The sequence below is a fragment of the Flavobacterium sp. AED genome (assembly GCF_000812945.1).
In the GTDB taxonomy this organism is placed as follows: Bacteria; Bacteroidota; Bacteroidia; order Flavobacteriales; family Flavobacteriaceae; genus Flavobacterium.
In genome coordinates this window covers 1,642,410-1,667,101 of the sequence record NZ_JSYM01000001.1, presented here as the reverse complement: position 1 = coordinate 1,667,101, position 24,692 = coordinate 1,642,410, and the positions used below count along the sequence as shown (strand labels likewise).

Genomic DNA, 24,692 nt, shown 5'->3' with positions numbered 1-24,692 from the left:
ATTCGTACTTTTGTGAAAAAAAATTATCACACACAAACATTCGCTAATTTTATAATTTTACAAATATGTTAAAAGGATTTTTTCATGTACCAAAAGCGGTAAACGAACCAGTAAAAGGATACGCACCAAATTCACCAGAAAAAGCAGCTGTTCAAGCAGCTTACGCAAAAATGTGGAATTCTAAAATCGATGTACCATTATACATTGGAAGCGAAGAAATTAGAACTGGAAACACAAAAAACATGACCGCTCCTCACGATCACAAACATATCGTAGGAACGTATCATTTAGCCGAAAAATCTCATGTTGAAAGCGCCATTGCAAATGCATTAGAATCTAGAACTGCATGGGCAAATATGGCATGGGAACAAAGAGCCGCTATTTTCCTGAAAGCAGCTGAATTGATTGCTGGTCCATACAGAGCCAGAATAAATGCTGCAACTATGATTGCGCAATCTAAAAACATTCATCAAGCCGAAATTGATGCTTCTTGTGAATTTATCGATTTTTTACGTTTCAATGTAGAATTTATGACTCAAATTTACGGAGATCAGCCTAATTCAAATTCGGATATGTGGAACCGATTAGAATACAGACCACTAGAAGGTTTTGTGTATGCTATCACTCCTTTTAACTTCACTGCTATTGCTGGAAATCTTCCTGCGAGTGCTGCAATGATGGGTAATGTTGTGATTTGGAAACCAAGTGACAGCCAAGTCTTCTCTGCACAAATCATAATTGAAGTTTTCAAAGAAGCAGGAGTTCCTGATGGCGTTATCAATGTAGTTTTTGGAGATGCTTTGATGATTACTGATACTGTTTTGGCAAGTCGTGATTTTGCCGGGATTCACTTTACAGGTTCAACTCATGTATTCAAAGATATTTGGTCAAAAATTGGAACTAACATCCACCATTACAAAACCTACCCAAGAATTGTAGGGGAAACCGGTGGTAAAGATTTTATCATCGCGCATCCAAGTGCCAATGCAAAACAAGTAGCAACAGGAATTGTTCGTGGTGCTTTTGAATTTCAAGGTCAAAAATGTTCGGCAGCTTCAAGAGCTTATGTACCACAAAGTTTATGGCCAGCCGTAAAAGAACAACTAATCACTGATACAAAATCCATGAAAATGGGTTCGCCAGAAGATTTTGGCAACTTTATTACTGCAGTTATTCACGAAGGTTCTTTTGACAAGTTAGCCAGTTTTATTGACCAAGCCAAAAAAGATACTGATGCCGAAATCATTGTAGGTGGTAATTACGATAAATCTGTTGGTTATTTTATTGAACCAACAATAATTGTAACTACAAACCCACATTATACCACAATGGAAACGGAGTTATTCGGACCAGTAATGACAATTTTCGTTTACGAAGATGCAAAATGGGAAGAAACTTTAGAATTAGTTGACACTACTTCAGAATATGCTTTAACAGGTGCTGTTTTTAGTCAAGATCGTTATGCTATTGAGCAAGCGACTACCAAATTACAAAATGCTGCCGGTAACTTCTACATCAATGACAAACCAACAGGAGCTGTTGTAGGAATGCAACCTTTTGGTGGTGCAAGAGCATCAGGAACTAACGACAAAGCGGGTTCAGCGTTGAACTTATTGCGTTGGGCTTCCCCAAGAACTATCAAAGAAACTTTTATAACTCCAGAAAATTACAGATATCCATTTTTAGGAGAATAAGGATAAAAATTGAGGATTTTCGCATGAAAATTTTAGATTAAAAAACCTCCAAGAATTCAAATAATTTTGAAGTCTTGGAGGTTTTATTTTTTAAAACCTAAAATATAACAAGGGTAGTTTTTACTAATTCTTTCTAAATAACCAAATTAAAAAGGAAGGTTATTAAAAATCATAATTTGAAATTGAGTTCGGCTAGTTGCAGGTAAAAGTTGAGACATTACGCCAGCCTCTACTTTAACATATTTACTGAAACAGTATCCAATACCGCCATAAATACGATCCCTATCATAATGATTTTGTTTTGTATTGATGAAAACTTCGTTTGACAACGAGACATAAACTGCATTTTTCTCCATCACTTTTTTATTTAATGGGACATTCAACGCTAGTGAATAACGGAAACGCATTTTAAAATTATCTTGAAGAAATCGTTGTTCAAAACGATACCTATGCGAAATACTCACTCTCCCAAACTGTTGTTTTGTGATAAATTGCTGAAAAATCCTATGCTCGTCCGTTCGTGTCTTCTCTTCTGTTCCCGCTATATAAGGTTCCGAATGAACATACGCATAACCAAGTAATACATTATTATTATTTTCAGATAAATTATAACCTAAACCTGTCCTTACCATTAATTGTTCCAGATCCCCGGCAAAATTAAAGTTTCGATATTGCACCTCATTATGCCAATTCCATTTGTTATTTATTTTTTGGTTACCCAAATAAGCGAACCAATTCCCTACTTCTGATTTTTGCGCATTACTATTAGCCGTTACAAATAACAGCACCAAAAAGCAAAATGATATTACTTTATTTTTCATTAAATTTTATTATTTTAGGTCCTGAATCTCCTAGTTTTTAGACACAAATTCAATACAGCAATAACAATTTCTAAACCACAAACTTCAGTGGCAAATGCACCACTTTCTTCGTTTCAAAGAATTCATCTTCAAAAAAGTCAGCTAAATTGTATTCTGTTGCTTTTGGAAAATCCTTTAATTCTTCGGTTAAATCACCGCCTTTAAGATAGAGAATACCGTTTTTCAATTCGTGTTTGTTATTTTTTTTGATTTTGGTTTTCACCCAAGAAACAAAATCTGGCATATTCGTTACCGCACGACTCACGATAAAATCAAAATCACCTTTTACATTTTCGGCGCGAAGTTGCTCTGCTTTTACGTTTTTAAGTTCTAATGCTTCGGCAACAGCCTGAACCACTTTGATTTTTTTGGCAATTATATCAATCAGAAAAAAACGGGTTTCCGGAAAAAGAATCGCCAATGGAATTCCAGGAAATCCACCGCCAGTTCCAACATCCAAGACATAAGTTCCCGGTTCAAATTTTATAATTTTGGCAATTCCCAACGAATGCAGAATATGTTTGGTGTATAAAGCATCAATATCTTTTCTCGAAATGACATTAATTTTTTCGTTCCAATCGTGGTATAGAAAATCCAATTTTGCGAATTGCTCTTTTTGAATATCGGTTAAATAAGGAAAATACTTAAGAATCTCGTCCATGCTCTAATTTTTTAACAAAAGTACTATTTTTAGATTGTAAATATTTAACTCAATTTTGCATATTGAAAATTTATAATAATTACCTTTGGGAATTATTATAAAATTATATGAACAAGACCGCTCCTACATTTGCAAAGCAAGACAATCTGAAGTTTTTCAGAACGCTTAACTCGCGGGTAAACAATTACTTCAAGGAAAACAATATTCAAAAAACAGGAAATTGGAGACTTTATTTGAAAACCATAATTCTGTTTACTGTTTTTCTTGCGCCGTATTTTTTGATACTAACGTTAGATATGCCGTTTTGGGCCCATCTGTTATTGACTATTGTCATGGGAATAGGTATGGCCGGAGTGGGAATGAATGTAATGCACGATGGAAACCACGGTTCTTATTCTAATAAAAATTGGGTAAATAAATTCATGGGGGGAACCATTTATGTTCTTGCAGGAAATGTATATAACTGGCAAGTGCAACACAATGTTTTACACCACACCTATACTAACATTCCCGGTCATGATGAAGATTTAGATGCCGGACGTGTCATCCGTTTTACAAAAGAAGCAAAATGGTATAACTTTCACCGTTTTCAACAATATTATTCCGTTTTTCTATATGGATTACTAACTTTCAATTGGGCTATCACAACTGATTTTAAACAAATGAGAAGCTACCTGAAAAGAAAATTATCTTATGGTGAAGCCAAAAGTCCAAAAATACTTTGGACAACTTTAATCATTACAAAAGTGATTTACGTTTCAATCTGGATTGTATTACCTATCCTTATAGGAATTACATGGTGGAAAGTACTTATTGGCTTTTTTGTAATGCATTATACTGCAGGATTAATTCTTAGCGTTGTTTTTCAATTGGCACACGTTGTAGAAGAAACCACTAATCCTTCTCCAAATGAACTAGGGGAAATGGACAATACTTGGGCAATTCACCAATTGTTTACCACAACCAATTTTGCACCAAAAAACAAAATTGTAAACTGGTACACCGGCGGATTAAACCACCAAATCGAACACCATATTTTTCCAAATATAAGTCATGTGCATTACGGCAAAATTGCAAAAATTGTAAAAGAAACTGCTCAAGAATGCAACTTGCCTTATTACGAATATAAAACGATGCGAAGTGCTGTTATTGCTCACTTTAAGCATTTGAAAGAATTGGGAATGAAACCAGAGCTTACATAATAATAAAGACGTACCACGGTGCATCTCAACAGAAAACAAATAAACTAAAAAATAATAATTAACCTCCCTCAATTCCTGCATGGGAATTCGGGGCTTTCAAAACTTTTTTAATGAATAATCCACTTTCAGACAGAATTAACAATCTAGCTACGTCACAAACACTAGCAATGGCTGCTTTGGCCAGAGAATTAAAAGCACAAGGAAAAGATATCATCAGCTTAAGTTTAGGCGAACCTGATTTTAATACGCCAGACTTTATTAAAGAAGCGGCAAAAAAAGCGATTGATGAAAACTACAGTACCTATTCTCCGGTAGAAGGATATGCTGAATTAAAAGAAGCAATCTGTAGAAAATTTAAAAGAGACAATAATTTAGAGTACAAACCCTCTCAAATTGTAGTTTCAACTGGAGCAAAACAATCTTTGTACAATATTGCGCAAGTAATGTTAAACGATGGTGACGAAGTAATTTTACCTGCTCCTTACTGGGTTTCTTATTTCGAAATCGTAAAATTATCTGGTGGAGTTCCTGTAGAAGTTCCAACTTCTGTAGATACTGATTTCAAAATCACACCAGAACAATTAGAAGCAGCTATCACACCAAAAACAAAAATGATGTGGTTCAGTTCTCCTTGTAATCCAAGTGGATCGGTGTACAACAGAGAAGAGTTAACAGCTTTAGCAAAAGTATTGGAGAAATATCCAAACGTTTATGTTGTTGCTGATGAAATCTACGAGCACATCAATTTCTCAGGAACTTTTTGTAGCATCGCTTCAATCCCGGGAATGTTAGAAAGAACTATTACCGTAAATGGAGTAGCAAAAGCTTTCGCCATGACAGGTTGGAGAATTGGATATATTGGAGCTCCTGAATTCATCGCTAAAGCGTGTACAAAAATTCAAGGACAAGTAACAAGTGGTGCTAACAGTATTGCACAACGTGCTACCATTACAGCAGTAGATGCTGATCCAAGTGTTTTAAAACACATGGTTGACGCTTTCCATAGCCGTAGAGATTTAGTGGTTGGATTATTGAAAGACATTCCTGGAGTAAAAATCAACGTTCCAGAAGGTGCTTTTTACGTATTCCCAGACGTTTCATCTTTCTTCGGAAAAACATTGAAAGGAACTTTTATCAAAGATGCTAACGATTTCTCTATGTACCTTTTAGGCGAAGCGAATGTAGCAACCGTAACTGGTGACGCATTTGGAAACCCGGACTGTATCCGTTTTTCTTACGCAACAAGCGAAGATTTATTGAAAGAAGCATTACGCAGAATAAAAGAAGCGGTATCATTAACCGAAGTTCCTGCATAATATAAAATTTGTTTAAAATTTAAAATAGTTTAAGGTTTAAAGTTTCATCGCTTTATACTTTAAACTATTTTTTTTATGGGCATGCCCCGCTGAAAAGCGGGTCGGGCTATCCGTTGCAATCTTTTTATTACCTTCGCTATCGCTACGGGAATAAAAAGGATTTCCACTCCTATCCCTCATGCGAAAAAACACATCTAGTACAGACAATTAACAAGTTGTGCTTAATTTAAAAAATATGATGTTCTTGAAAACAGAAAATAAACTTGAACCGAAAAAGAACTTTCATAGTAAAATTGAAAAGTATTACTATGAATTGGCAGGAAATCATATCCCAACAGATTTAATCAATGAACTAGTGAATAAAATAACTAGCTCTCAATACGAAACTTATAATCGATTCTGGAAACAATATCCAAAATCAAGAAAACGATATTCGGAACTAAAAATAGAAGATTTAGAGCATACGTTTACTCATTATGAGGTCACAGATTTTTTAAAACAAAAAGAACCTATAAACTATCCTAAATTATCGAAAATATTATTGAGAATGAATGATGAAGAATTTAGTAATTACGAAATAAGAAAATATCAATATGAAACGAAATAAAAAAATAAGTACAAAGCAGTGTTATGATCAGAATAACAATTTTAATAATCTTATTTGAAAAAAGAATAAAATAAAATGGAATGTAAAGTTTACATAGAAAACGAACTAATTGGAAAAGTAACTTTTGAAATTATTGACAAAAGTATGGGAGCAATTAGTGGTAAATTAATTTGCAACGAAAACTATAAAAAAATTTCAGAAAAGCATTCAAAAACAAACTAAAGAAACAGGAATTTCCAATTCTGAAAATTTCAATTACAGAATAATTACCAATAACAATATTGAAATTAAAGCTGAAGGTGGAATTGGAATTTCTGATTCAGCAGAATTTAAAGAAATCCTAATTGAATCAGCTGGAATAAATTTGGATAATTTGGAATAATAAAAAGTTTAAAAGTATTATCCCCAACAAATTAAAATATGAAAATACTACTTCTAGGCTCAGGCGAATTAGGAAAAGAATTTGTGATCGCGGCACAACGCATCGGACAAATCGTAATTGCGGTTGACAGTTACGAAAATGCTCCCGCCATGCAAGTTGCCCATGATTTTGAAGTCATCAATATGCTGGATGGTGACGCTTTAGATAGAATCGCTGCCAAACACAAACCTGATTTCATTGTTCCAGAAATCGAAGCCATTCGTACCGAGCGTTTTTATGATTACGAGAAGCAAGGAATCACAGTAGTTCCATCTGCGAAAGCGGCAAATTTCACCATGAACCGAAAAGCAATCCGCGATTTGGCATCCAAGGAATTAGGTTTAAAAACCGCCAAGTATCGCTACGCCACAACTGCCGATGAGTTACGAAAAGGTGTTGAAGCCGTTGGAATGCCCTGCGTGGTAAAACCATTAATGTCTTCGTCCGGAAAAGGACAATCGACCATAAAAACAGAAGCCGATATCGAAAAAGCATGGAATTATGCCGTTGAAGGTTCCCGAGGCGATGTTGTAGAAGTGATTGTGGAAGCCTTTGTAAAATTCAATTCCGAAATCACTTTATTGACTGTTGTCCAAAACAATAATCCAACATTGTTTTGTGCGCCAATAGGTCACCGACAAGAACGGGGCGATTATCAGGAAAGTTGGCAACCCGCCAGAATTTCCGACAAGGATTTATACGAAGCGCAAGACATGGCCGAAAAAGTAACGGAAGCTTTGGGTGGCTCTGGCCTTTTTGGAGTCGAATTTTTCTTGGCTGATGATGGCGTTTATTTCTCGGAATTATCGCCAAGGCCACACGATACAGGAATGGTAACTTTAGCAGGAACACAAAACTTCAATGAATTCGAGTTGCATTTAAGAGCCATTTTAAGTTTACCTATCTTCGAAATTACTTTAGAAAAAGCAGGAGCCAGCGCCGTGATTTTGGCTTCGGAAAATTCAACAAATCCAACCTATTCAGGTATCGAAAAAATTGCTGCTTTACCTAAAACTGATTTCAGAATCTTTGGAAAACCAACTTCAAGACCCTATAGAAGAATGGGCGTGGCTTTAGTCAATGACAGCTTAGAAACTCCAATTGAAGAGGTTGTAGAAAAAGCAAAAAAAGCAGCCAGTTTAGTGACTGTAAATGAATAAATTACCTTTATTACTAAGATAATTTGTATATTTTCGCCACGAATTCCACGAATATTCCACGAATTAATTCATTATCATTTTAATGAAATTAGAGAGAATTGGTGAAATTCGTGGCTAACTTTTTATACTCAATTTTAAATATTTACCAGACACATACTAACTCACTTTTTAAAAACTCGGAAGTCCGTCGGAGTCATTATAGTATGTTTTTTGAATAATCGTGTGAAATAAGAATAATCATCGTAGCCCAATTCCGTTGCAATTTCATTGACGGTAAATTTTTTATCCATCAACATTCGTTTGGCTTCGAGAATAATTCTGTCTGTAATTACTTCTGTAGTGGTTTTTTGCAGCATTTCATTGCAAATCCTGTTCAAATGTTTTAAAGTAATATTAAGTTGTGAAGCATAGAAAGAAGGCGCTTTTTCTGTTTTAAAATTTTGCTCCAAAACCATTTCAAAATTTTTAATTTTCACATTATACGAATGCGCTTCGTGGAAATGTGTTTCACTATATTTTCTGGCAATTTCAATGTGAATAATATCCAATAGATTCATGATTTTATCCTGCTTCAACAGCTTATTTGCCTGATTTTCTAGAATTAAACTCTCAAAATAAGGGAAAATCGCTTTCGATTCGGATACATCAAAAACCATTTCAGGTTTATTGTCCACCGATGAATAAAAAGGATAGTCACCGATGGTTTTTTGTCCAAAATAGAGATTATACATTTCCTGCGAATAGAAAATCACAAATCCTTCTATATCATCCGATAAATCCCAATGGTGCATTTGTCCGGGTTGCAAAAAAAACATACTTCCCGGCTGAATCGCAAACACATCAAAATCGATTTCATGTGTTCCTGAGCCTTTCGTAAAAAAGACCAAAACATAAGAATTATGCCGATGCGGTTCCTCAACAAAACTATGGTCAATTAAGTGATTTTTGAATGTATTAATGTACAAATCACTATTTACAGAATTGCAGTTAAACCGCTGAATGTTATAAATAGGATATTTTTTCATAAGTCCTAAATGTCTTTATTGTGCTATAATTAGCGAATATAGAAAACATCCATGACGTGGATAAGAAATACCTTTGATAAAAATAATAAAAATGTCACACGCAATTTCTCACATCCTAAATAATGATTGCCCTCATTGTCTTGAAGGCAAAGTATTTAAAGAAAAAAACATTTTTTTCAATATTGGATTTCCTAAAATGAATCAATATTGTTCACATTGTCAATATAAATTTGAGAAGGAACCTGGTTATTTTTTCGGCGCCATGTATGTCAATTATGGACTGACAGTAGCGCAAGGAATTGCTACTTATATTATTGCCCAATTTTTCTTTAAGGAAACTTTCGATCTAAGAATCATTCCTATTATTGCTGTGGTTATTGTTACCATGGCTTCATTTAATATTCGTTTCTCCAGATTATTATGGATTTATATGTTTAAAAATTATTCTTTATAGAAAAACTGTTCCTCGTTCAGCAACTACAAATGCGAATAGGATAAGAACCGTAAAAGTGCTAAAATAGCCCCGATAAATCCCGAAGCTTCGGGAGGTATCCTCGTAGCGTAGTGAAGAGATAAAGGCGTAAGCGGGACGACTCGTGATGAAAAAACATAAAATACCTACTCCTAAAAGTCATTCCAATAAATCCCAAAAAAGTAGTATTTTTGTAGCTTAATTTAATTTTTTTCGCAACATTGCAGAACTTTAAATTAAGTCACAAAAATATATGAAATGCCTTTTGGCATTCCATCTGACAAATAAAAAACAATAAAAAAAACTACAGATGAAAGCATACGTATTTCCGGGTCAGGGCGCACAATTTACAGGAATGGGCAAAGACTTATATGAAAACTCCCCATTAGCAAAGGAATTATTCGAGAAAGCTAATGAAATTTTAGGTTTTCGCATCACAGACATCATGTTTGAAGGAACAGCCGAAGAATTGAAAGAAACCAAAGTTACACAACCGGCAGTTTTCTTGCATTCGGTGATTTTGGCAAAAACGCTAGGTGACGATTTCAAACCGGAAATGGTAGCGGGACATTCATTAGGTGAATTTTCAGCATTAGTGGCGAATGGCGCTTTGTCTTTTGAAGACGGATTGCGATTGGTTTCACAACGGGCGCTAGCAATGCAAAAAGCTTGCGAGATTAAGCCATCTACCATGGCGGCTGTTTTAGGATTAGCTGATAATATTGTGGAAGATGTTTGTGCCTCGATTGACGGAATTGTAGTGGCTGCCAATTATAACTGTCCAGGACAATTAGTAATTTCAGGAGAAACATCGGCTGTGGAAAAAGCTTGTGAAGCAATGAAAACAGCTGGTGCAAAACGCGCTTTATTATTGCCTGTTGGTGGTGCTTTTCACTCTCCAATGATGGAACCAGCTCGTGAAGAACTGGCTGCTGCTATTGAAGCAACTACGTTCTCGCCCCCTATTTGTCCAGTATATCAGAATGTTACTGCAAGTGCCGTTTCTGACGCTGACGAAATTAAGAAAAACTTAATTATACAATTGACAGCTCCCGTAAAATGGACGCAATCTGTACAACAAATGATTAAAGATGGAGCGACTTTGTTTACTGAAGTTGGTCCAGGAAAAGTATTGGCAGGATTAATTGGAAAAATTGATAAAGAAGCGGTGACTGCGAATGCTTAAAAATAGTGGTCAGTGATTCCTTTTCTAGCTATCAGTTGTTGCCTATAAACAAAATCCTCATAAACTTATGTTTGTGGGGATTTTGTTTATCTTTATAGAATGAGTTCACTCAATTATTAATTTTTAAAATCAAAAAAAATGAAAAAAGCACTTTTAGGATTAGCATTTGTTGCAACTTTAATGACTTCTTGTAAAAAAGAAACAAAAGACGAAGTAAAAGAGGCTACCGAAGCTGTTGGGAATGAAATGAATGAAGCGATAGATACGGCAGCTGTAAAAGTTGATGCTGCGGCTGATTCGACCAAAGTTAAAGCAGGGGAAGTTCTTGAAAAAGGGGCTGATAAAATGAACCAAGCAGCTGAAAAACTAAAAGAAGCAGCAAAAAAATAATCCCAAAAAGGCTGTCGTTGACAGCCTTTTTTTATTTTCTAATCTTCTGTTCCCACTTCCAGGCACTTGCCAACGCTTCTTCCAGTGTTGATTGTGCTTTCCATCCCAGAATATTGTTTGCTTTATCCGTATTGGCATAAGCGGATGTAATATCCCCTTCTCTACGGGCAACTATTTTATAAGGTAATTTTTGTCCGCTTACTTTTTCGAAAGTATGAATGACTTCTAAAACGGAGCTTCCGGTTCCGGTTCCCAGATTAAAGATTTCAACTTTGGCAGTATTCCTTTTATTTAATAACCGTTGTAAAGCAATAACATGGGCTTTCGCCAAATCAACTACATGAATATAATCCCGTACAGCTGTACCATCAGGCGTAGGATAATCATCGCCGTAAACTGATAATTCTTTTCGCAAACCTAAACCGGTTTGAGTGATAAATGGCACTAAATTTTGAGGAACTCCAATAGGTAATTCCCCTATTTCAGTTGATGGGTGTGCTCCAATTGGATTGAAATAACGCAACAAAATTACATTAATATTAGTTACTTTGGCAGTATCGGTGATAATTTCCTCCCCAATTTGCTTTGTATTCCCATAAGGAGACATGGCGGCTTGAATAGAAGCATCTTCAGTAATTGGCATCTTTTCAGCTTGACCGTAAACGGTACAAGACGAACTGAAAATGAAATTTGCTTCCGGCTTTTTCTGTAATTCTTGAAGCAAGTAAACTAACGTATTAATATTATTTTCATAATATAACAATGGATTTTCAACACTTTCCCCAACTGCTTTTGAAGCCGCAAAGTGTATCACTCCTGAAATATCGTGATGCCTTTTGAAAAAATCCTGTACTTTTTCTTTTTTGCGCAAATCAAGCTTTTCGAAAGCAGGAATTTTTCCGGTAATATTCTGAATCCCGTCTAACACATTCAATGATGTATTAGAAAGATTATCCACAACTAGTACTTCAAAACCTTCGTTTTGCAATTCGACAACGGTATGTGAGCCAATAAAACCCAACCCTCCTGTTACTAGTATTTTCATCGCTTATATCTTGTTATGAATGTGATTTTTCACATCTCATTTTATAAAAAAGACGCAATAAATTGCGTCTCTGTATTATTATTTTAAAAACTCTAAAACACTTTCCGTGATAAATTTTATTTGCTCATCATCCAGTTCAGTGTGCATTGGCAAAGAAAGTACCTCTTTGACTAACTGATTGGTTACCGGAAAATCTTCTTCTTTGTAACGCGAGTCCATGTATGCTTTTTGTGAATGTAGCGGAATTGGATAATAAATAGCACATGGAATGCCTTTATCTAATAAATGCTGCATTAAACCATTTCTATCTGCATCAATAATGCGTAACGTGTATTGATGAAAAACATGGCAATCACAAATATCACAAATGCTTGGTGCAATAATATTTTTATGCCCTTCAAAAGCAGTAGAATATTTTCTGGCAGCATCTTGTCGTGCTTTACTGTATTCGTCTAATAATGGCAATTTAGCATTCAAAACAGCTGCTTGAATACTGTCTAAACGTGAATTCACTCCTACTACATCGTGATGATAGCGTTCATACATTCCGTGATTTACAATTCCGCGAAGTTTGTGTGCCAAAGCATCATCATTTGTAAAAATAGCACCACCATCTCCATAACATCCAAGATTTTTGGAAGGAAAAAATGAAGTAGCCCCTACGTGTCCAATCGTTCCAGCTTTCTTTTTGGTTCCATCGGAAGATTTACAATTGGCTCCAATAGCTTGTGCATTATCTTCAATAACATATAAATTATACTCGTTGGCAATAGCCATAATGGCTTCCATATTGGCAGCACGACCAAACAAATGTACAGGTACAATCGCTTTGGTTTTTGGCGTAATCGCTTTTTTAATTCCTTCAATAGAAATATTCATATTGAATAGATCCACATCAACTAAAACGGGCGTTAATTGCAGTAAAGCAATCACTTCCACTGTCGCTGCAAAAGTAAAATCGGCAGTAATAACTTCATCACCAGGTTTTAAATCCAGTCCCATCATGGCTATTTGCAAGGCATCAGTTCCATTTGCACATGGAATTACATGCTTTACGCCTAAATATTCTTCTAAAGACTTTTGAAATTGATGAACTTGAGGTCCGTTGATATATGTATTGGTATCTAAAACTTCTTGAATAGAGGTATTTACAACGGTTGCAATTTTATCGTATTGACTTTTTAGGTCAACCATTTGGATTTTTTTCATTGAAATTTTTGTTTAAAGTTCGAAAGTTTAGCGTTTCTGGAAACAACTGACACTTTCTTAAAACGAAGAACAAAAATAGTTATTTAATGAGTTTAAACCAATGAAACCCAAATTAAAAAAAAGTATTCCAATGAAATAAAAAATCGTGTTCCTGACAGCCAAAAATTTAAATATTTCTTTCAGAAGAAATTAATATAAAGAAAACGTATTTTAGCCCCAAAATTTCAATGATGCTTTTTCTCTATAATCTTATTGTTCGGATTGCTGGTTTTATATTAAAAATCGTAGCACTTTTTAGCCCAAAAATCAAACTTTTTGTGGACGGTCGGAAAGTTGTTTTCCCTACATTGGAACAAAAAATAAAACCTTCCGATAAAACAATTTGGTTTCACGCCGCCTCATTAGGCGAATACGAACAAGGCTTACCTGTGATTGAAAAAATTAAAGAAAAATTCCCTCTGCATAAAATTGTGGTTACCTTTTTTTCGCCTTCGGGTTATGAAGTACGCAAAAACAATACCGTCGCTGATGTCACTGTTTATCTGCCTTTGGACACTAAAAAAAATGCGCAGGAGTTTTTAAAACTCGTACACCCGGATTTAGTATTTTTTATCAAATATGAATATTGGCTGAACTATTTAAGCGAACTTAAAAAACAAAACACACCCACTTATTTGATTTCCGGTATCCTAAGAGAAAACCAAATGTTTTTTAAATGGTATGGTGGCTTTTATAGAAAAGCCCTGGACACCTTCACTTATTTTTTCGTACAAAATGAAAACTCCAAAAAGTTATTGCTGCAATTAGGCAAAACAAATGTAGCCGTTTCTGGAGATACTCGTTTTGACAGGGTTGTTGCGATTTTAGAAAAAGATAATACTTTGGATTTTATTGCTGATTTTAAAAATGACACCCTAACTATTGTGATTGGCAGTTCTTGGCCAAAAGATGAAAATTTACTAGTCGATTTTATAAATTCGAATAATTACAATGTCAAATTTATAATTGCACCTCACAACATAAAAAACGAACAAATTCAACAACTAAAAAATAGCATTACTAAAAAACCCATTCTTTTTTCTGAAAAAGAAAATAAAACGCTAGCTGAATACGATGTTTTAATCATTAATACTATTGGCATCCTGACCAAAATATATAGTTATGCTGACATTGCTTATGTTGGCGGTGGCTTTGGAAACCCCGGCGTACATAACATCCTTGAGCCCGCCACTTTTGGTGTTCCAACAGTAATAGGACCAAATTATTCCCATTTTGCCGAAGCAACTGCTTTAGTGAATCTGGAAGGATGCGTTTCTGTTTCCAATAAAAAGGAACTCGATACTGCTTTTACAAATTTAATTCTAAACGAGGTAGAACGACAGGAAAGAGGGCATATTTGCGGCACTTTTGTACAAATGAATAAAGGCGCCACAAATGTGATCATGAATACCATTACAAATTTTGAAACACATTAATATTTTAGAATTAATTAAATAAAAAGAGTATCTAATGCAAGTACCTTAATTGTTCGGTTTATTCTTAATTACATTATGCAAAGAGTATTAAATTAATTAAAATTGCTTTAAGCAAAATTTTGTAAGAGTATCATTTATTAAATATGAGCCGAATAATTCGCAAAAACACCCTTCTGGCATAATAGTTGCTGTAAATGAGAATGTTGACAAAAAATATTATTTTTTAAAAAAAAAATAAAAAAATATTTTACATATTAAAAAATTTATATCTTTGCCACGAATTAATAATTAACCTTTTATAATAAAGTAAGATGAAAAAAGTATTTTTAAGTTTAGCTGTTGTTGCTGTTTTAACTGTTGTATCATGTAAAAAAGCTGAAGCTCCTGCTGAAGACGCTGCTGCTGTAGTTGATTCTGCTGCTGTTGTTGTTGATTCTGCTGCTGCTGTAGTTGATTCTGCTGCTGTTGTAGTTGATTCTGCTGCTGCTGTTGCTACTGACGCTGCAAAAACTGCAACTGAAGCTGCAAAAAAATAATTAGAATTTAAATTCTAAAAATTTTAAAGCCATCCGCTAAGCGAGATGGCTTTTTTAGTTATTTATATCAGCCCTTTAAAAAAGCTGATATAATACAAAAAGAGAGCCGTGTTAATTACACGGCTCTCTTTTTTACCAATATTCACAATAAACTCTCAATCAGTGAAAACGAAATGATCTACTGAAAAATCTAATATTTCTGCTTTTGAAGCATATAAAACAATTTCTTTTATTCCCTTCTCCAGCATTAACGAAGTAGTATATTTTCTGCTTGTCGCAAAATGACTCCCTCGAAACATCAGTTTAAAAAAATACTTTCCACTGGACGACTTAAACTTTAAAAAGTCAGCTGAGACAATATCTTCCTTTAACTTTTCAATATCCTCCTGACACTCAAAATTGAGCTCATAACTTAAGCTTGTAAAAATAATTTTTCCCTTCCTAGAAGTGAAAACAAATTTATACTCATCATTAAATCGTTTACTAATAACAAAAGCCCCCATGAAATTTTAGATTTTAGATTCTAAACGTGGAGCTTAGAATTCACTTTTATAAAAATTACTTTCTTCACAATTACAAATTTCTATAAAATAAAAAAAGCTCCAAACATAGTTTGAAGCTTTTTAGTACTCAGAGCGGGACTTGAACCCGCACGAACATTGCTGTTCACTGGATTTTAAGTCCAGCGTGTCTACCAATTTCACCATCCGAGCATTATGTGGTGTTGGAGCGAAAAACGGGGCTCGAACCCGCGACCTCGACCTTGGCAAGGTCGCGCTCTACCAACTGAGCTATTTTCGCATTTTCAATTCTTAGAAAGAACCGCGATACTTGTTCTGTATTGCGGATGCAAATTTAGGACATTTATTGAATTAAACAAGTCTTTTTTATAAAAAAATCACAGATAAAAGTTAACTTTCTGATAACGTAAACTTTAAAACAAAATAAATTATTTTCTGGTTAACATTCTTTTAATTTCATTAAGTTTCATCAACGCTTCCATAGGCGTAATGGTATTTATATCTAAGTTTATGATCTCTTCTTTGATTTCCTCCAATAAAGGATCGTCCAGATTAAAGAAGCTCATTTGCATTTCGTCTTTTGCGGCTTTAATTCCGTTCAGCGCATCGCTCGAATGATTTTTTTCTAATTTTTTCAAAAGCTTCTGTGCTTTCAAAATTACAATTTGAGGCATTCCAGCCATTTTAGCCACATGTATTCCAAAACTATGCGCACTTCCTCCTTTTACTAATTTTCGAATAAAAAGTACGGTATCTTTCAATTCTTTGACAGCAACATTATAATTCTGAATTCTAGGTAAAGATTCACTCATTTCATTCAACTCATGATAATGCGTTGCAAATAGTGTTTTAGGTTTTGAAGGATGTTCGTGTAAGAACTCCGCAATTGCCCATGCAATAGAAATTCCGTCATAAGTACTCGTCCCTCTTCCTATTTCATCTAAAAGCACTAAACTTCTATCAGAAATATTGTTCAAGATAGAGGCTGTTTCATTCATTTCGACCATGAAAGTAGATTCTCCCATCGAAATATTATCACTCGCCCCTACTCTGGTAAATATTTTATCGACAATTCCCATTCTCACGCTGTCTGCAGGAACAAAACTCCCCATTTGAGACAACAGTACAATTAAAGCCGTTTGGCGTAAAATAGCAGACTTTCCAGACATATTCGGACCAGTTATCATAATCAATTGCTGCGTTTCTCTATCCAAGAAAACATCATTGGCTATATAAGGCATTCCTACCGGCAATTGCTTTTCGATAACAGGATGTCTTCCGTTTTTAATTTCCAGTTCGAATGTTTCGTCTAGTTCAGGACAAACATATTTATTTTCGATAGCTAATTGAGTAAAAGAACACAAACAATCCAGTTGCGCTACCAGATTAGCATTCATTTGAACCGGTTTGATATAAGTAGCAATCCAACTCACCAATTGTTCAAATAATTCTACTTCTATCTTATGAATTTTTTCTTCGGCACCAAGAATTTTAGTTTCATATTCTTTTAATTCCTCCGTAATATAACGCTCTGCATTGACCAAAGTTTGTTTTCGAATCCATTCTGTCGGTACTTTATCTTTATGTAAGTTTCGAACTTCGATGTAATATCCAAAAACATTATTAAAGGAAATTTTCAACGAGGAGATTCCCGTCAATTGCGACTCTCGTTTTTCTATTCCTTCCAAGAATTCTTTTCCTGAAGTCGATATAGCCCGTAAATCATCTAATTCCGCATTGATTCCTTTGGCGATAGCATTTCCTTTGGCAATAGCCACAGGAGCATCTTGATTTAAAACGGTTTTGATTTTTTCACGCAATAATTCACAACTGTGCAAACTATCGCCAATTACTTTTACTGCCTCTTGCGGACTTTCTAACGCCAAGGTTTTTATTGGAATAATGGCATCCAATGATTCTTTTAAATAAACTATTTCGCGGGGTGAAACTTTTCCAGCAGCAATTTTCGAGATCAAACGTTCCAAATCTGAGATTTGTTTGATTTGATTTTGAATGTTTTTCAAAACATCCTGATGTTCTTTTAAATAAGAAACCACTTGATGACGACTTTGAATCTTAGCACTATCTTTTAAAGGAAGCGCTAACCACCGCTTTAATAATCGCCCACCCATTGGCGAAAGCGTTTTATCAATAACATCTAAAAGCGTCACCGCATTAGGATTATAACTGTGATACAATTCCAGATTTCGAATTGTAAATCGGTCCATCCAAACATAAGCATCTTCGGCAATACGCTGAATAGCTGTTATATGTTGTACTCTATTATGTTGCGTTTCGGACAAATAATACAAAATCGCTCCCGAAGCAATAATCCCTTCTTTCAATTCCTCGATTCCAAATCCTTTTAAAGAAACAGTTTGAAAATGCTTGGTTAAGGTTTCGAATGCGTAATCTTCTTTATAAACCCAATCTTCCAAGTAAAAAATATGATAATCATCTCCAAAAATTTCTCGGAAATCATTTTTATTATTTTTTGGAATTAAAACTTCGCTGGGATTGAAATTCTGAAGCAACTTATCAATATATTCTGCATTTCCTTGCGCTGTTAAAAACTCACCCGTAGAAACATCCAAAAATGAAATTCCTATTGATTTATTAGCAAAGAAAACAGCCGCTAAAAAATTATTCGTTTTAGATTGCAAAACCTCATCATTCATGGAAACCCCGGGAGTTACAAGCTCTGTAACACCGCGTTTCACAATAGTTTTTGTCATTTTTGGATCTTCAAGCTGATCACAAATAGCAACCCGAAGTCCCGCTTTAACTAATTTTGGCAAATATGTATTTATAGAATGATGAGGAAAGCCTGCCAGTGCAGTCTCCGTTTCTGAACCTGCCCCTCTTTTGGTCAATGTTATTCCGAGAATTTTTGAAGCACGAACAGCATCTTCTCCAAAAGTTTCATAAAAATCCCCTACTCTAAACAATAAACACGCATCCGGATATTTCCTTTTGATCTCATTATATTGTTTCATTAAAGGCGTTTCTTTAACCGTTTTCTCTTTAGATGCCAAGTTATTTTATATTTAAAAAATGAAAAAAAATGTGTCAGCGAATTTAAATATTTTAAAGCGAATAAGTAACACTTCAAAAAATTAATTTTTTTAAGGAAAAATTAAGCTAATGGCATGATTTTTTCTTTAAATTTGTTTAACTAATTAAAAAAAACAAGAAAATGAAAAAAATAGTTACACTAGCGTTATTATTAGTATTAGGAGTTACAGCTTCTAATGCACAAGAAACATCAAAAGTTACAAAAAAAATAAAAGCTACAACTGCTAAAGTTTCTACTCCAAAAGTAGATGGTGCCGGAATGGTTTTTGTAACTGAAACTATCGATTATGGTACGGTTGCCCACAATGCAGATGGTAAACGTGAATTTGTTTTTACTAATAATGGTAACAAACCGTTAATCATTACCAATACTCAAGGTTCATGTGGATGTACTGTTCCTACTACTCCAAAAGAGCCAATTGCTCCAGGAGCAAAAGGTATTATTGGTGTTAAATATGCTACTGACAGAGTTGGTGCATTTACAAAAACCGTAACTGTAACTTCAAATGCTGAAGGACAACCAACTAAAGTACTTACTATAAAAGGTACAGTTTTAGCAGATGATGCACCAAAAAGCTAAATTCTAAATTAATTATAATAAAAAAGCTTCCTAAATTAGGGAAGCTTTTTTTATTGAAATAAACCCAAAAAAATATGAGAAAACTGGAAAACAGCGAACTCGAAAGAAAATCTATTGAAGCATTTAAACAATCTGAAAAAACACCGCTTATTTTAGTATTGGACGACATTAGGAGTTTACACAATATAGGTTCTGTATTTAGAACTGCCGATGCGTTTTTAATAGAAAAAATATATTTATGCGGTATTACTGCAACACCTCCAAACAAAGAAATTCATAAAACTGCACTTGGCGCTACCGAAACAGTAACTTGGGAACATAATGACAGCATCCTTGAAGTTATTAATAAATTAAAAGAAGAAAGCATTACCACACTTGCTATTGAACAAGTGGAAAGCGCCATTTTTCTTCACGATTTTGAAGTTGAGAAAAATAAAAAATATGCTTTAGTTTTTGGAAATGAGGTTTACGGCGTTTCTCAGGAAGCAGTTGCATTATGTGATGGTTGTATTGAAATTCCACAATTAGGAACCAAACATTCTTTAAATATCTCAGTAAGCGCAGGGATTGTAGTTTGGGAACTTTTTAAACAATTTAACAATTAGCATGCATTTTGTTTTATTACCTTTTTAACCTGTCTCTTTTTAGTTAAAATTTATAGCCAAACACCGATATATTGATAAAATTTATATTTTTATAAAATGAAAAATAATATTTTTTTTAAAGTCATTTTTGTAATATTTTTTTTAATCAATAATATAACCTACGCTACTAAAGTTGTTTATCCTTTAAAAAAAAGAAATGCCACCACTATAAGACAAAACATCAGCCATGTTGTTAATAATTCTAAAATAAATTTAGCAGCAAATATTGCTCCTATAATTAAAGCTACCGGCAATCAAATCTATTGCCCTCAAACCAATATAAAAATTGTAACTGATGTTACAATAACTGATCCTGATGACACTAGTACTGATGCCATTTACATTCAAATTTCATCAGGTTATATAAACGGACAAGACCAATTAACACTTATTGGTTCACATCCTACAATTATTACAAGTTGGGATATTACTGCAGGAAAATTAAAATTATACAGTCCTACTGGAATACCGATATCTTATACGGACTTTGTATCTGCAATTAAAGAAGTACAATTTTACAATTCATCGGCTTCACCTTCAGGAATTCGGAATTTTTCTATCAGCATCGGGCAAGCCAATTACCTACCTTCAACACAACATTATTATCAATTTATCCCTAGTGTAGGAATTACTTGGACTGCAGCAAAAACGGCAGCAGAAACGAGCACATATTATGGAATTCAAGGTTATTTAGCAACAGTAGGCGCTTTAGATGAAGCGCTACTTATTGGGGAACAAGCTTCAGGCACAGGATGGATTGGAGGTAGTGATGCTGCAACCGAAGGGGTTTGGAAATGGGTAACCGGTCCTGAAAATGGTACAATATTTTGGAATGGTCTTGCCAATGGATCATCTCCAAACTTTGCCTTTTGGAATACAAATGAACCCAACCAAACCGGTGATGAAGATTATGCTCATATTACAGAACCAGGTGTCGGAATCAAAGGCTCTTGGAATGATCTCTCTGATACGGGCGCTATCAGCGGATCCTATCAACCGAAAGGTTATGTCGTAGAGTATGGCGGAATGCAAGGCGATCCAACACTACAAATAGCAACAAGTACTACTATCACGATACCAAAAATAACCAGCACGACACCAGCCTCAAGATGCGGCTCGGGAACAGTTACACTCCAAGCAACCGTTTCTGGCGGGATAATAAGTTGGTACGACGCTCCAATTAACGGGAATTTATTAACAACGGGCAATAGTTATACAACTCCCCCATTAACAACATCCACAACCTATTATCTTGATGCCGGTTGTTCAACATCTAGAACACCAATTACGGCAACAATAAATACTATTCCGACTGTTACATCAACCAATTCTCCAGTATCAAGGTGCGGTATAGGGGCTGTAACACTTCAAGCAACTACAGACGCTGGAAGTATCAATTGGTATTCTAGTTCAACTGGTACAACAATTGAAGCGACAGGTACAAGTTTCACATTACCAAATGCAACAACAAGCACAACTTATTATGCTGAAGCAGTAAACAATGGTTGCACTACTGGTAACCGAATTCCTGTAACTATAAACATTTACACTCCTCCTGTCGTTACAGACCAAGAAATGACTCTATGTAAATCGAGTACCATAACTCTAGATGCTTCACTTTCCGGAATGTCTTATTTATGGTCGACTGGAGAAACAACGCAAACAATTAGCATTTCCACACCAGGCACCTATAGCGTAATTATAACAAGCCCAGCACCTGAAAACTGTTCTAGTACAAAAAAAATCACTGTTGTTGAACATGCTACCCCCGAGATAGACCGTATTGATGTCAACGAAACTACGGTAGTCATTTATTTAAAGCAAGAACAAGTTTATTTTGAATATTCCGTTGATGGAATCAATTACCAGAGTTCAAATGTATTTTTTAATGTATCAAGCGGACTACAAACTGCCTATGTTAGGGAAATAAATTACTGCAGTTATGACACACAAAATTTCATTGTATTAATAGTTCCTAAGTTTTTCACTCCAAATAATGACACTTATAATGACTTATGGGAAGTTGAAGGATTAATTAATTACCCCGAAGCCGAAGTAACCATTTTTGATCGTTATGGAAAATTAATTACCCAACTAAATACATCAAAATTAACTTGGGACGGAACCTTAAATAAAAATCCATTACCCGCATCCGATTATTGGTATGTCTTAAAAATCGACAATACAAAACCTGAAATGAGAGGTCATTTTTCGTTAAAAAGGTAAATTTGAAAGTGTTTATCTAAATTAAGTATTCTAACAATATTATTACTATGAAAATTAACTCTACTACAAAATGAAAAATGCTATTTTTTTTTAGATTAATACTCGTAGTGCTATTTTTGAGTTGCAAAATCGCATACTCAACTAATTGTATTCGCTCTTCAGAAAAAATCCCTATTTCATATATAAACGATAAAATTAATCACAGACCATTTCCTTCATTAAAAAAGATTAAAACCTCATCAACTAATAATATTCTTCCAATAATTACAGCTATAGGAGATCAAGTATATTGTCCACATACTTCCCTGAATATTGTGACTGATATTACAATTACAGATCCAGACGATAAAAGCACAGAAGCAATCTATATTCAAATTTCTAGTGGATATAACTATTCTCAAGACTTATTAACACTCACTGGCTCTCATTCTACAATAAGCTCTATCTGGGATTTAGCTACTGGAAGAATGACACTCACAAGTTCAACACCAGGTGTCCCTGTAACTTATGTTGATTTTATTAAAGCAGTAAAAGATATTGTTTATACAAATTCATCCAACCAACCAACAGGAAACAGAAACTTTTCGATTAGTACCGATAAACTCAGTTACTTGCCATCGAACCAACATTTTTATGAGTTTGTACCAAGTATTGGAATTGCTCCAAATTTAGGAATTGACTGGGGAGTTGCAAATGACTTGGCTAATGCAAGAACTTATCACGGATTAAAAGGATATTTAGCAACCATTTTATCTGCAGATGAAAACCAAATAGCAGCAACTCAACAATCGGGAACAGGATGGATTGGAGGATCTGATATTGCAGAAGAAGGTGTTTGGAAATGGATGGCGGGCCCAGAAAAAGGAACTACTTTTTTTTACAATTTAGAATCTACCCCTGCATCTGGAGTTTTTGCATCTAATCCACATGGTATTGGTTCAACAACCAACTATGTAAATTGGAACAGAAGCAGTGCCAAATGGTATAGTGGAATTCCATATTATGAACCTGATAACATTTATAATTTATTCAGAGAAGATGAAGATTATGCAATTATAATAGACAATAATAGCAACGGAAGTAAAGGATCTTGGAATGATATAAATTACAATGGCGAATCGTTTGGAGGTTCCCAACAAGCCAATGGATTTATAGTGGAATATGGAGGAATGCCCAATGATCCCGAAATACATATAGCAACAAGTACCTCAATTACAATTCCTCAAATCACAAGTACAACTGAATCGGCAACCTGTGGATCAGGAAGTTTAACTTTACAAGCAACCTCTAATTTAGGCACGATTAATTGGTTTGAAAATGAGACAGAGGGAGTCCCTTTAGCAACAGGTACAACTTTTACAACGCCCATTATTTCAAAAAGTACAACTTATTATATTGAAACAGAATATGGGCTTTGCGAAAAATATTCCACAAGAACTCCGGTTACTGCCACTATAAATAATATCCCCGTAATAACAACAACTAATTCAAGATTCACTTTATGCGGACCAGGAAGCGTAACTCTTGACGCAAAAACAACAGAAGGAACAATATATTGGTATAGCGAGCTAACTGGCAATAATCTAATTGCAATAGGAACAAGTATAACAAGAGATATTGCCGTAAATACAACATTCTATGTAGAAGCTATAAATAAAAACTGCACAACAGGAACTAGAGTACCCGTGGAAGTAGTTGTATATAAACTCCCCATTATTCCAGACGAAAAATTAGTTATTTGTGAATCAAAAAAACTAACCATTGACGCCAAAATTTCAGAAATAGGAATGACTTATTTATGGTCAACAGGAGAAAAAAATCAAACAATCGAAATTTCTAAAGCCGGAACATATACTGTAGACATAACACGACCAGCACCTGAAAGCTGTACCGTCAAAAAAACAATAACCGTCTCAGAAAATCCAGCTCCTGTGATAGAATCGATATCTGTTGATGGAACTACAGTAACGGTAATTTTAAAAAATCCTGCAATTTATTATGAATATTCAATAGATGGCGTAAACTATCAATCGTCTAATGTTTTTGCAAATTCACTTGCCGGACTACAAACTGCTTATGTGAGAGAAATAAATTACTGTAGTTATGATACACAAAATTTTATTGTATTAATAGTGCCTAAGTTTTTCACACCAAATAATGACACTTATAATGACTTATGGGAAGTTGAAGGATTAATTAATTATCCCGAAGCCGAAGTAACTATTTTTGATCGTTACGGAAAATTAATTACCCAACTAAATGCATTAAAACAAACTTGGGACGGAACCTTAAATAAAAATCCATTACCCGCATCCGATTATTGGTATGTCTTAAAAATCGACAATACAAAACCTGAAATGAGAGGTCATTTTTCGTTAAAAAGATAA

Annotated in this window: 22 protein-coding genes and 2 tRNA genes; 15 read left to right on the top strand and 9 right to left on the bottom strand. The window is 34.6% G+C overall.

Going from position 1 to position 24,692, the window contains the following annotated elements; all coding sequences use genetic code 11:
• The first annotated feature begins 65 nt into the window (after positions 1-65).
• Positions 66-1,694 carry an L-glutamate gamma-semialdehyde dehydrogenase gene (pruA, locus tag OA85_RS07385; RefSeq protein ID WP_039108882.1) on the top strand — a complete coding sequence of 543 codons (1,629 nt, stop codon included), beginning with the start codon at positions 66-68 and terminating at the stop codon, positions 1,692-1,694.
• 146 nt (positions 1,695-1,840) lie between these two features.
• Here the strand turns inward: pruA and OA85_RS07380 are convergent, their stop codons facing one another.
• Both OA85_RS07380 and rsmG read right to left on the bottom strand, forming a co-directional pair.
• Positions 1,841-2,515 carry a DUF2490 domain-containing protein gene (locus OA85_RS07380; RefSeq protein ID WP_039108881.1) on the bottom strand — a complete coding sequence of 225 codons (675 nt, stop codon included), beginning with the start codon at positions 2,513-2,515 and terminating at the stop codon, positions 1,841-1,843.
• 70 nt (positions 2,516-2,585) lie between these two features.
• Entirely contained in the window at positions 2,586-3,215 is a 630-nt protein-coding gene (rsmG, locus tag OA85_RS07375; RefSeq protein ID WP_039108880.1) for a 16S rRNA (guanine(527)-N(7))-methyltransferase RsmG, read from the bottom strand.
• A 107-nt stretch (positions 3,216-3,322) separates the two neighbouring features.
• Here rsmG and OA85_RS07370 point away from each other — a divergent pair, with 107 nt between their 5' ends.
• The 5 genes from OA85_RS07370 (at position 3,323) to purT (ending at position 7,921) form a co-directional block, all read left to right on the top strand.
• Positions 3,323-4,417: an acyl-CoA desaturase gene (locus OA85_RS07370; RefSeq protein ID WP_039108879.1), complete on the top strand. Its 1,095-nt coding sequence runs from the start codon at positions 3,323-3,325 to the stop codon at positions 4,415-4,417.
• A 110-nt stretch (positions 4,418-4,527) separates the two neighbouring features.
• A complete protein-coding gene (locus OA85_RS07365) occupies positions 4,528-5,733 on the top strand; it encodes a pyridoxal phosphate-dependent aminotransferase (protein ID WP_039108878.1) in 1,206 nt (401 codons plus the stop codon).
• Positions 5,734-5,968: 235 nt separating this feature from the next.
• A complete protein-coding gene (locus OA85_RS07360) occupies positions 5,969-6,340 on the top strand; it encodes a hypothetical protein (RefSeq protein WP_039108877.1) in 372 nt (123 codons plus the stop codon).
• A gap of 75 nt (positions 6,341-6,415) precedes the next feature.
• Positions 6,416-6,562 carry a hypothetical protein gene (locus OA85_RS17375; RefSeq protein ID WP_156129420.1) on the top strand — a complete coding sequence of 49 codons (147 nt, stop codon included), beginning with the start codon at positions 6,416-6,418 and terminating at the stop codon, positions 6,560-6,562.
• Positions 6,563-6,760: 198 nt separating this feature from the next.
• Positions 6,761-7,921, top strand: coding sequence for a formate-dependent phosphoribosylglycinamide formyltransferase (gene purT / locus OA85_RS07355; RefSeq protein ID WP_039108876.1), 1,161 nt, complete (start codon positions 6,761-6,763; stop codon positions 7,919-7,921).
• Positions 7,922-8,082: 161 nt separating this feature from the next.
• Here the strand turns inward: purT and OA85_RS07350 are convergent, their stop codons facing one another.
• A complete protein-coding gene (locus tag OA85_RS07350) occupies positions 8,083-8,946 on the bottom strand; it encodes an AraC family transcriptional regulator (RefSeq protein WP_039108874.1) in 864 nt (287 codons plus the stop codon).
• Positions 8,947-9,037: 91 nt separating this feature from the next.
• Between OA85_RS07350 and OA85_RS07345 the strand changes: the two genes are divergently transcribed.
• The 3 genes from OA85_RS07345 to OA85_RS07335 all read left to right on the top strand — a co-directional run bounded on the left by OA85_RS07345 (position 9,038) and on the right by OA85_RS07335 (position 10,994).
• The gene (locus tag OA85_RS07345) at positions 9,038-9,400 is read left to right on the top strand and encodes a hypothetical protein (RefSeq protein ID WP_039108873.1); all 363 of its coding nucleotides are present in this window, start codon (positions 9,038-9,040) and stop codon (positions 9,398-9,400) included.
• A gap of 328 nt (positions 9,401-9,728) precedes the next feature.
• A complete protein-coding gene (gene fabD / locus OA85_RS07340; RefSeq protein ID WP_039108872.1) occupies positions 9,729-10,604 on the top strand; it encodes an ACP S-malonyltransferase in 876 nt (291 codons plus the stop codon).
• Positions 10,605-10,742: 138 nt separating this feature from the next.
• Positions 10,743-10,994 (top strand): hypothetical protein, encoded by a 252-nt coding sequence (locus OA85_RS07335; protein WP_039108871.1) that lies wholly within the window; start codon positions 10,743-10,745, stop codon positions 10,992-10,994.
• Between the two features lie 31 nt (positions 10,995-11,025).
• Here OA85_RS07335 and galE read toward each other — a convergent pair whose 3' ends face one another.
• Positions 11,026-12,039, bottom strand: a complete 1,014-nt coding sequence (gene galE, locus OA85_RS07330) for a UDP-glucose 4-epimerase GalE (RefSeq protein ID WP_039108870.1) — start codon at positions 12,037-12,039, stop codon at positions 11,026-11,028.
• A gap of 78 nt (positions 12,040-12,117) precedes the next feature.
• On the bottom strand, positions 12,118-13,248 hold the full coding sequence (locus tag OA85_RS07325; protein ID WP_039108869.1) for a DegT/DnrJ/EryC1/StrS aminotransferase family protein: 1,131 nt from the start codon (positions 13,246-13,248) through the stop codon (positions 12,118-12,120).
• Between the two features lie 230 nt (positions 13,249-13,478).
• On the opposite strand from OA85_RS07325, the gene OA85_RS07320 reads away from it, so the two are divergent.
• Together OA85_RS07320 and OA85_RS07315 are read left to right on the top strand one after the other, a co-directional pair.
• A complete protein-coding gene (locus OA85_RS07320; RefSeq protein WP_039108868.1) occupies positions 13,479-14,723 on the top strand; it encodes a 3-deoxy-D-manno-octulosonic acid transferase in 1,245 nt (414 codons plus the stop codon).
• Between the two features lie 311 nt (positions 14,724-15,034).
• Positions 15,035-15,259, top strand: coding sequence for a hypothetical protein (locus tag OA85_RS07315; RefSeq protein WP_039108867.1), 225 nt, complete (start codon positions 15,035-15,037; stop codon positions 15,257-15,259).
• Between the two features lie 155 nt (positions 15,260-15,414).
• On the opposite strand, the gene OA85_RS07310 is transcribed toward OA85_RS07315, so the two are convergent.
• From OA85_RS07310 to mutS, 4 genes are all read right to left on the bottom strand, one after another.
• Positions 15,415-15,762, bottom strand: coding sequence for a hypothetical protein (locus OA85_RS07310; RefSeq protein ID WP_039108866.1), 348 nt, complete (start codon positions 15,760-15,762; stop codon positions 15,415-15,417).
• 124 nt (positions 15,763-15,886) lie between these two features.
• Positions 15,887-15,972: transfer RNA gene (locus tag OA85_RS07305), tRNA-Leu, on the bottom strand.
• Between the two features lie 12 nt (positions 15,973-15,984).
• Positions 15,985-16,060, bottom strand: a tRNA-Gly gene (locus tag OA85_RS07300).
• A 148-nt stretch (positions 16,061-16,208) separates the two neighbouring features.
• Positions 16,209-18,815, bottom strand: a complete 2,607-nt coding sequence (mutS, locus tag OA85_RS07295) for a DNA mismatch repair protein MutS (protein WP_039108865.1) — start codon at positions 18,813-18,815, stop codon at positions 16,209-16,211.
• A gap of 161 nt (positions 18,816-18,976) precedes the next feature.
• Between mutS and OA85_RS07290 the strand changes: the two genes are divergently transcribed.
• The 4 genes from OA85_RS07290 (at position 18,977) to OA85_RS07275 (ending at position 24,692) form a co-directional block, all read left to right on the top strand.
• On the top strand, positions 18,977-19,435 hold the full coding sequence (locus tag OA85_RS07290) for a DUF1573 domain-containing protein (protein WP_039108864.1): 459 nt from the start codon (positions 18,977-18,979) through the stop codon (positions 19,433-19,435).
• A gap of 74 nt (positions 19,436-19,509) precedes the next feature.
• The gene (locus OA85_RS07285; RefSeq protein ID WP_039108863.1) at positions 19,510-20,040 is read left to right on the top strand and encodes an RNA methyltransferase; all 531 of its coding nucleotides are present in this window, start codon (positions 19,510-19,512) and stop codon (positions 20,038-20,040) included.
• A gap of 96 nt (positions 20,041-20,136) precedes the next feature.
• Positions 20,137-22,305 carry a T9SS type B sorting domain-containing protein gene (locus OA85_RS07280; RefSeq protein ID WP_039108862.1) on the top strand — a complete coding sequence of 723 codons (2,169 nt, stop codon included), beginning with the start codon at positions 20,137-20,139 and terminating at the stop codon, positions 22,303-22,305.
• A 116-nt stretch (positions 22,306-22,421) separates the two neighbouring features.
• Positions 22,422-24,692 (top strand): T9SS type B sorting domain-containing protein, encoded by a 2,271-nt coding sequence (locus tag OA85_RS07275; RefSeq protein ID WP_052257165.1) that lies wholly within the window; start codon positions 22,422-22,424, stop codon positions 24,690-24,692.

Bases quoted from the DNA above. Each gene is read 5' to 3' on its own strand.
- pruA (WP_039108882.1), top strand. From the start codon at position 66: ATGTTAAAAGGATTTTTTCATGTACCAAAAGCGGTAAACGAACCAGTA.
- OA85_RS07380 (WP_039108881.1), bottom strand. From the start codon at position 2,515: ATGAAAAATAAAGTAATATCATTTTGCTTTTTGGTGCTGTTATTTGTA.
- rsmG (WP_039108880.1), bottom strand. From the start codon at position 3,215: ATGGACGAGATTCTTAAGTATTTTCCTTATTTAACCGATATTCAAAAA.
- OA85_RS07370 (WP_039108879.1), top strand. From the start codon at position 3,323: ATGAACAAGACCGCTCCTACATTTGCAAAGCAAGACAATCTGAAGTTT.
- OA85_RS07365 (WP_039108878.1), top strand. From the start codon at position 4,528: ATGAATAATCCACTTTCAGACAGAATTAACAATCTAGCTACGTCACAA.
- OA85_RS07360 (WP_039108877.1), top strand. From the start codon at position 5,969: ATGATGTTCTTGAAAACAGAAAATAAACTTGAACCGAAAAAGAACTTT.
- OA85_RS17375 (WP_156129420.1), top strand. From the start codon at position 6,416: ATGGAATGTAAAGTTTACATAGAAAACGAACTAATTGGAAAAGTAACT.
- purT (WP_039108876.1), top strand. From the start codon at position 6,761: ATGAAAATACTACTTCTAGGCTCAGGCGAATTAGGAAAAGAATTTGTG.
- OA85_RS07350 (WP_039108874.1), bottom strand. From the start codon at position 8,946: ATGAAAAAATATCCTATTTATAACATTCAGCGGTTTAACTGCAATTCT.
- OA85_RS07345 (WP_039108873.1), top strand. From the start codon at position 9,038: ATGTCACACGCAATTTCTCACATCCTAAATAATGATTGCCCTCATTGT.
- fabD (WP_039108872.1), top strand. From the start codon at position 9,729: ATGAAAGCATACGTATTTCCGGGTCAGGGCGCACAATTTACAGGAATG.
- OA85_RS07335 (WP_039108871.1), top strand. From the start codon at position 10,743: ATGAAAAAAGCACTTTTAGGATTAGCATTTGTTGCAACTTTAATGACT.
- galE (WP_039108870.1), bottom strand. From the start codon at position 12,039: ATGAAAATACTAGTAACAGGAGGGTTGGGTTTTATTGGCTCACATACC.
- OA85_RS07325 (WP_039108869.1), bottom strand. From the start codon at position 13,248: ATGAAAAAAATCCAAATGGTTGACCTAAAAAGTCAATACGATAAAATT.
- OA85_RS07320 (WP_039108868.1), top strand. From the start codon at position 13,479: ATGCTTTTTCTCTATAATCTTATTGTTCGGATTGCTGGTTTTATATTA.
- OA85_RS07315 (WP_039108867.1), top strand. From the start codon at position 15,035: ATGAAAAAAGTATTTTTAAGTTTAGCTGTTGTTGCTGTTTTAACTGTT.
- OA85_RS07310 (WP_039108866.1), bottom strand. From the start codon at position 15,762: ATGGGGGCTTTTGTTATTAGTAAACGATTTAATGATGAGTATAAATTT.
- OA85_RS07290 (WP_039108864.1), top strand. From the start codon at position 18,977: ATGAAAAAAATAGTTACACTAGCGTTATTATTAGTATTAGGAGTTACA.
- OA85_RS07285 (WP_039108863.1), top strand. From the start codon at position 19,510: ATGAGAAAACTGGAAAACAGCGAACTCGAAAGAAAATCTATTGAAGCA.
- OA85_RS07280 (WP_039108862.1), top strand. From the start codon at position 20,137: ATGAAAAATAATATTTTTTTTAAAGTCATTTTTGTAATATTTTTTTTA.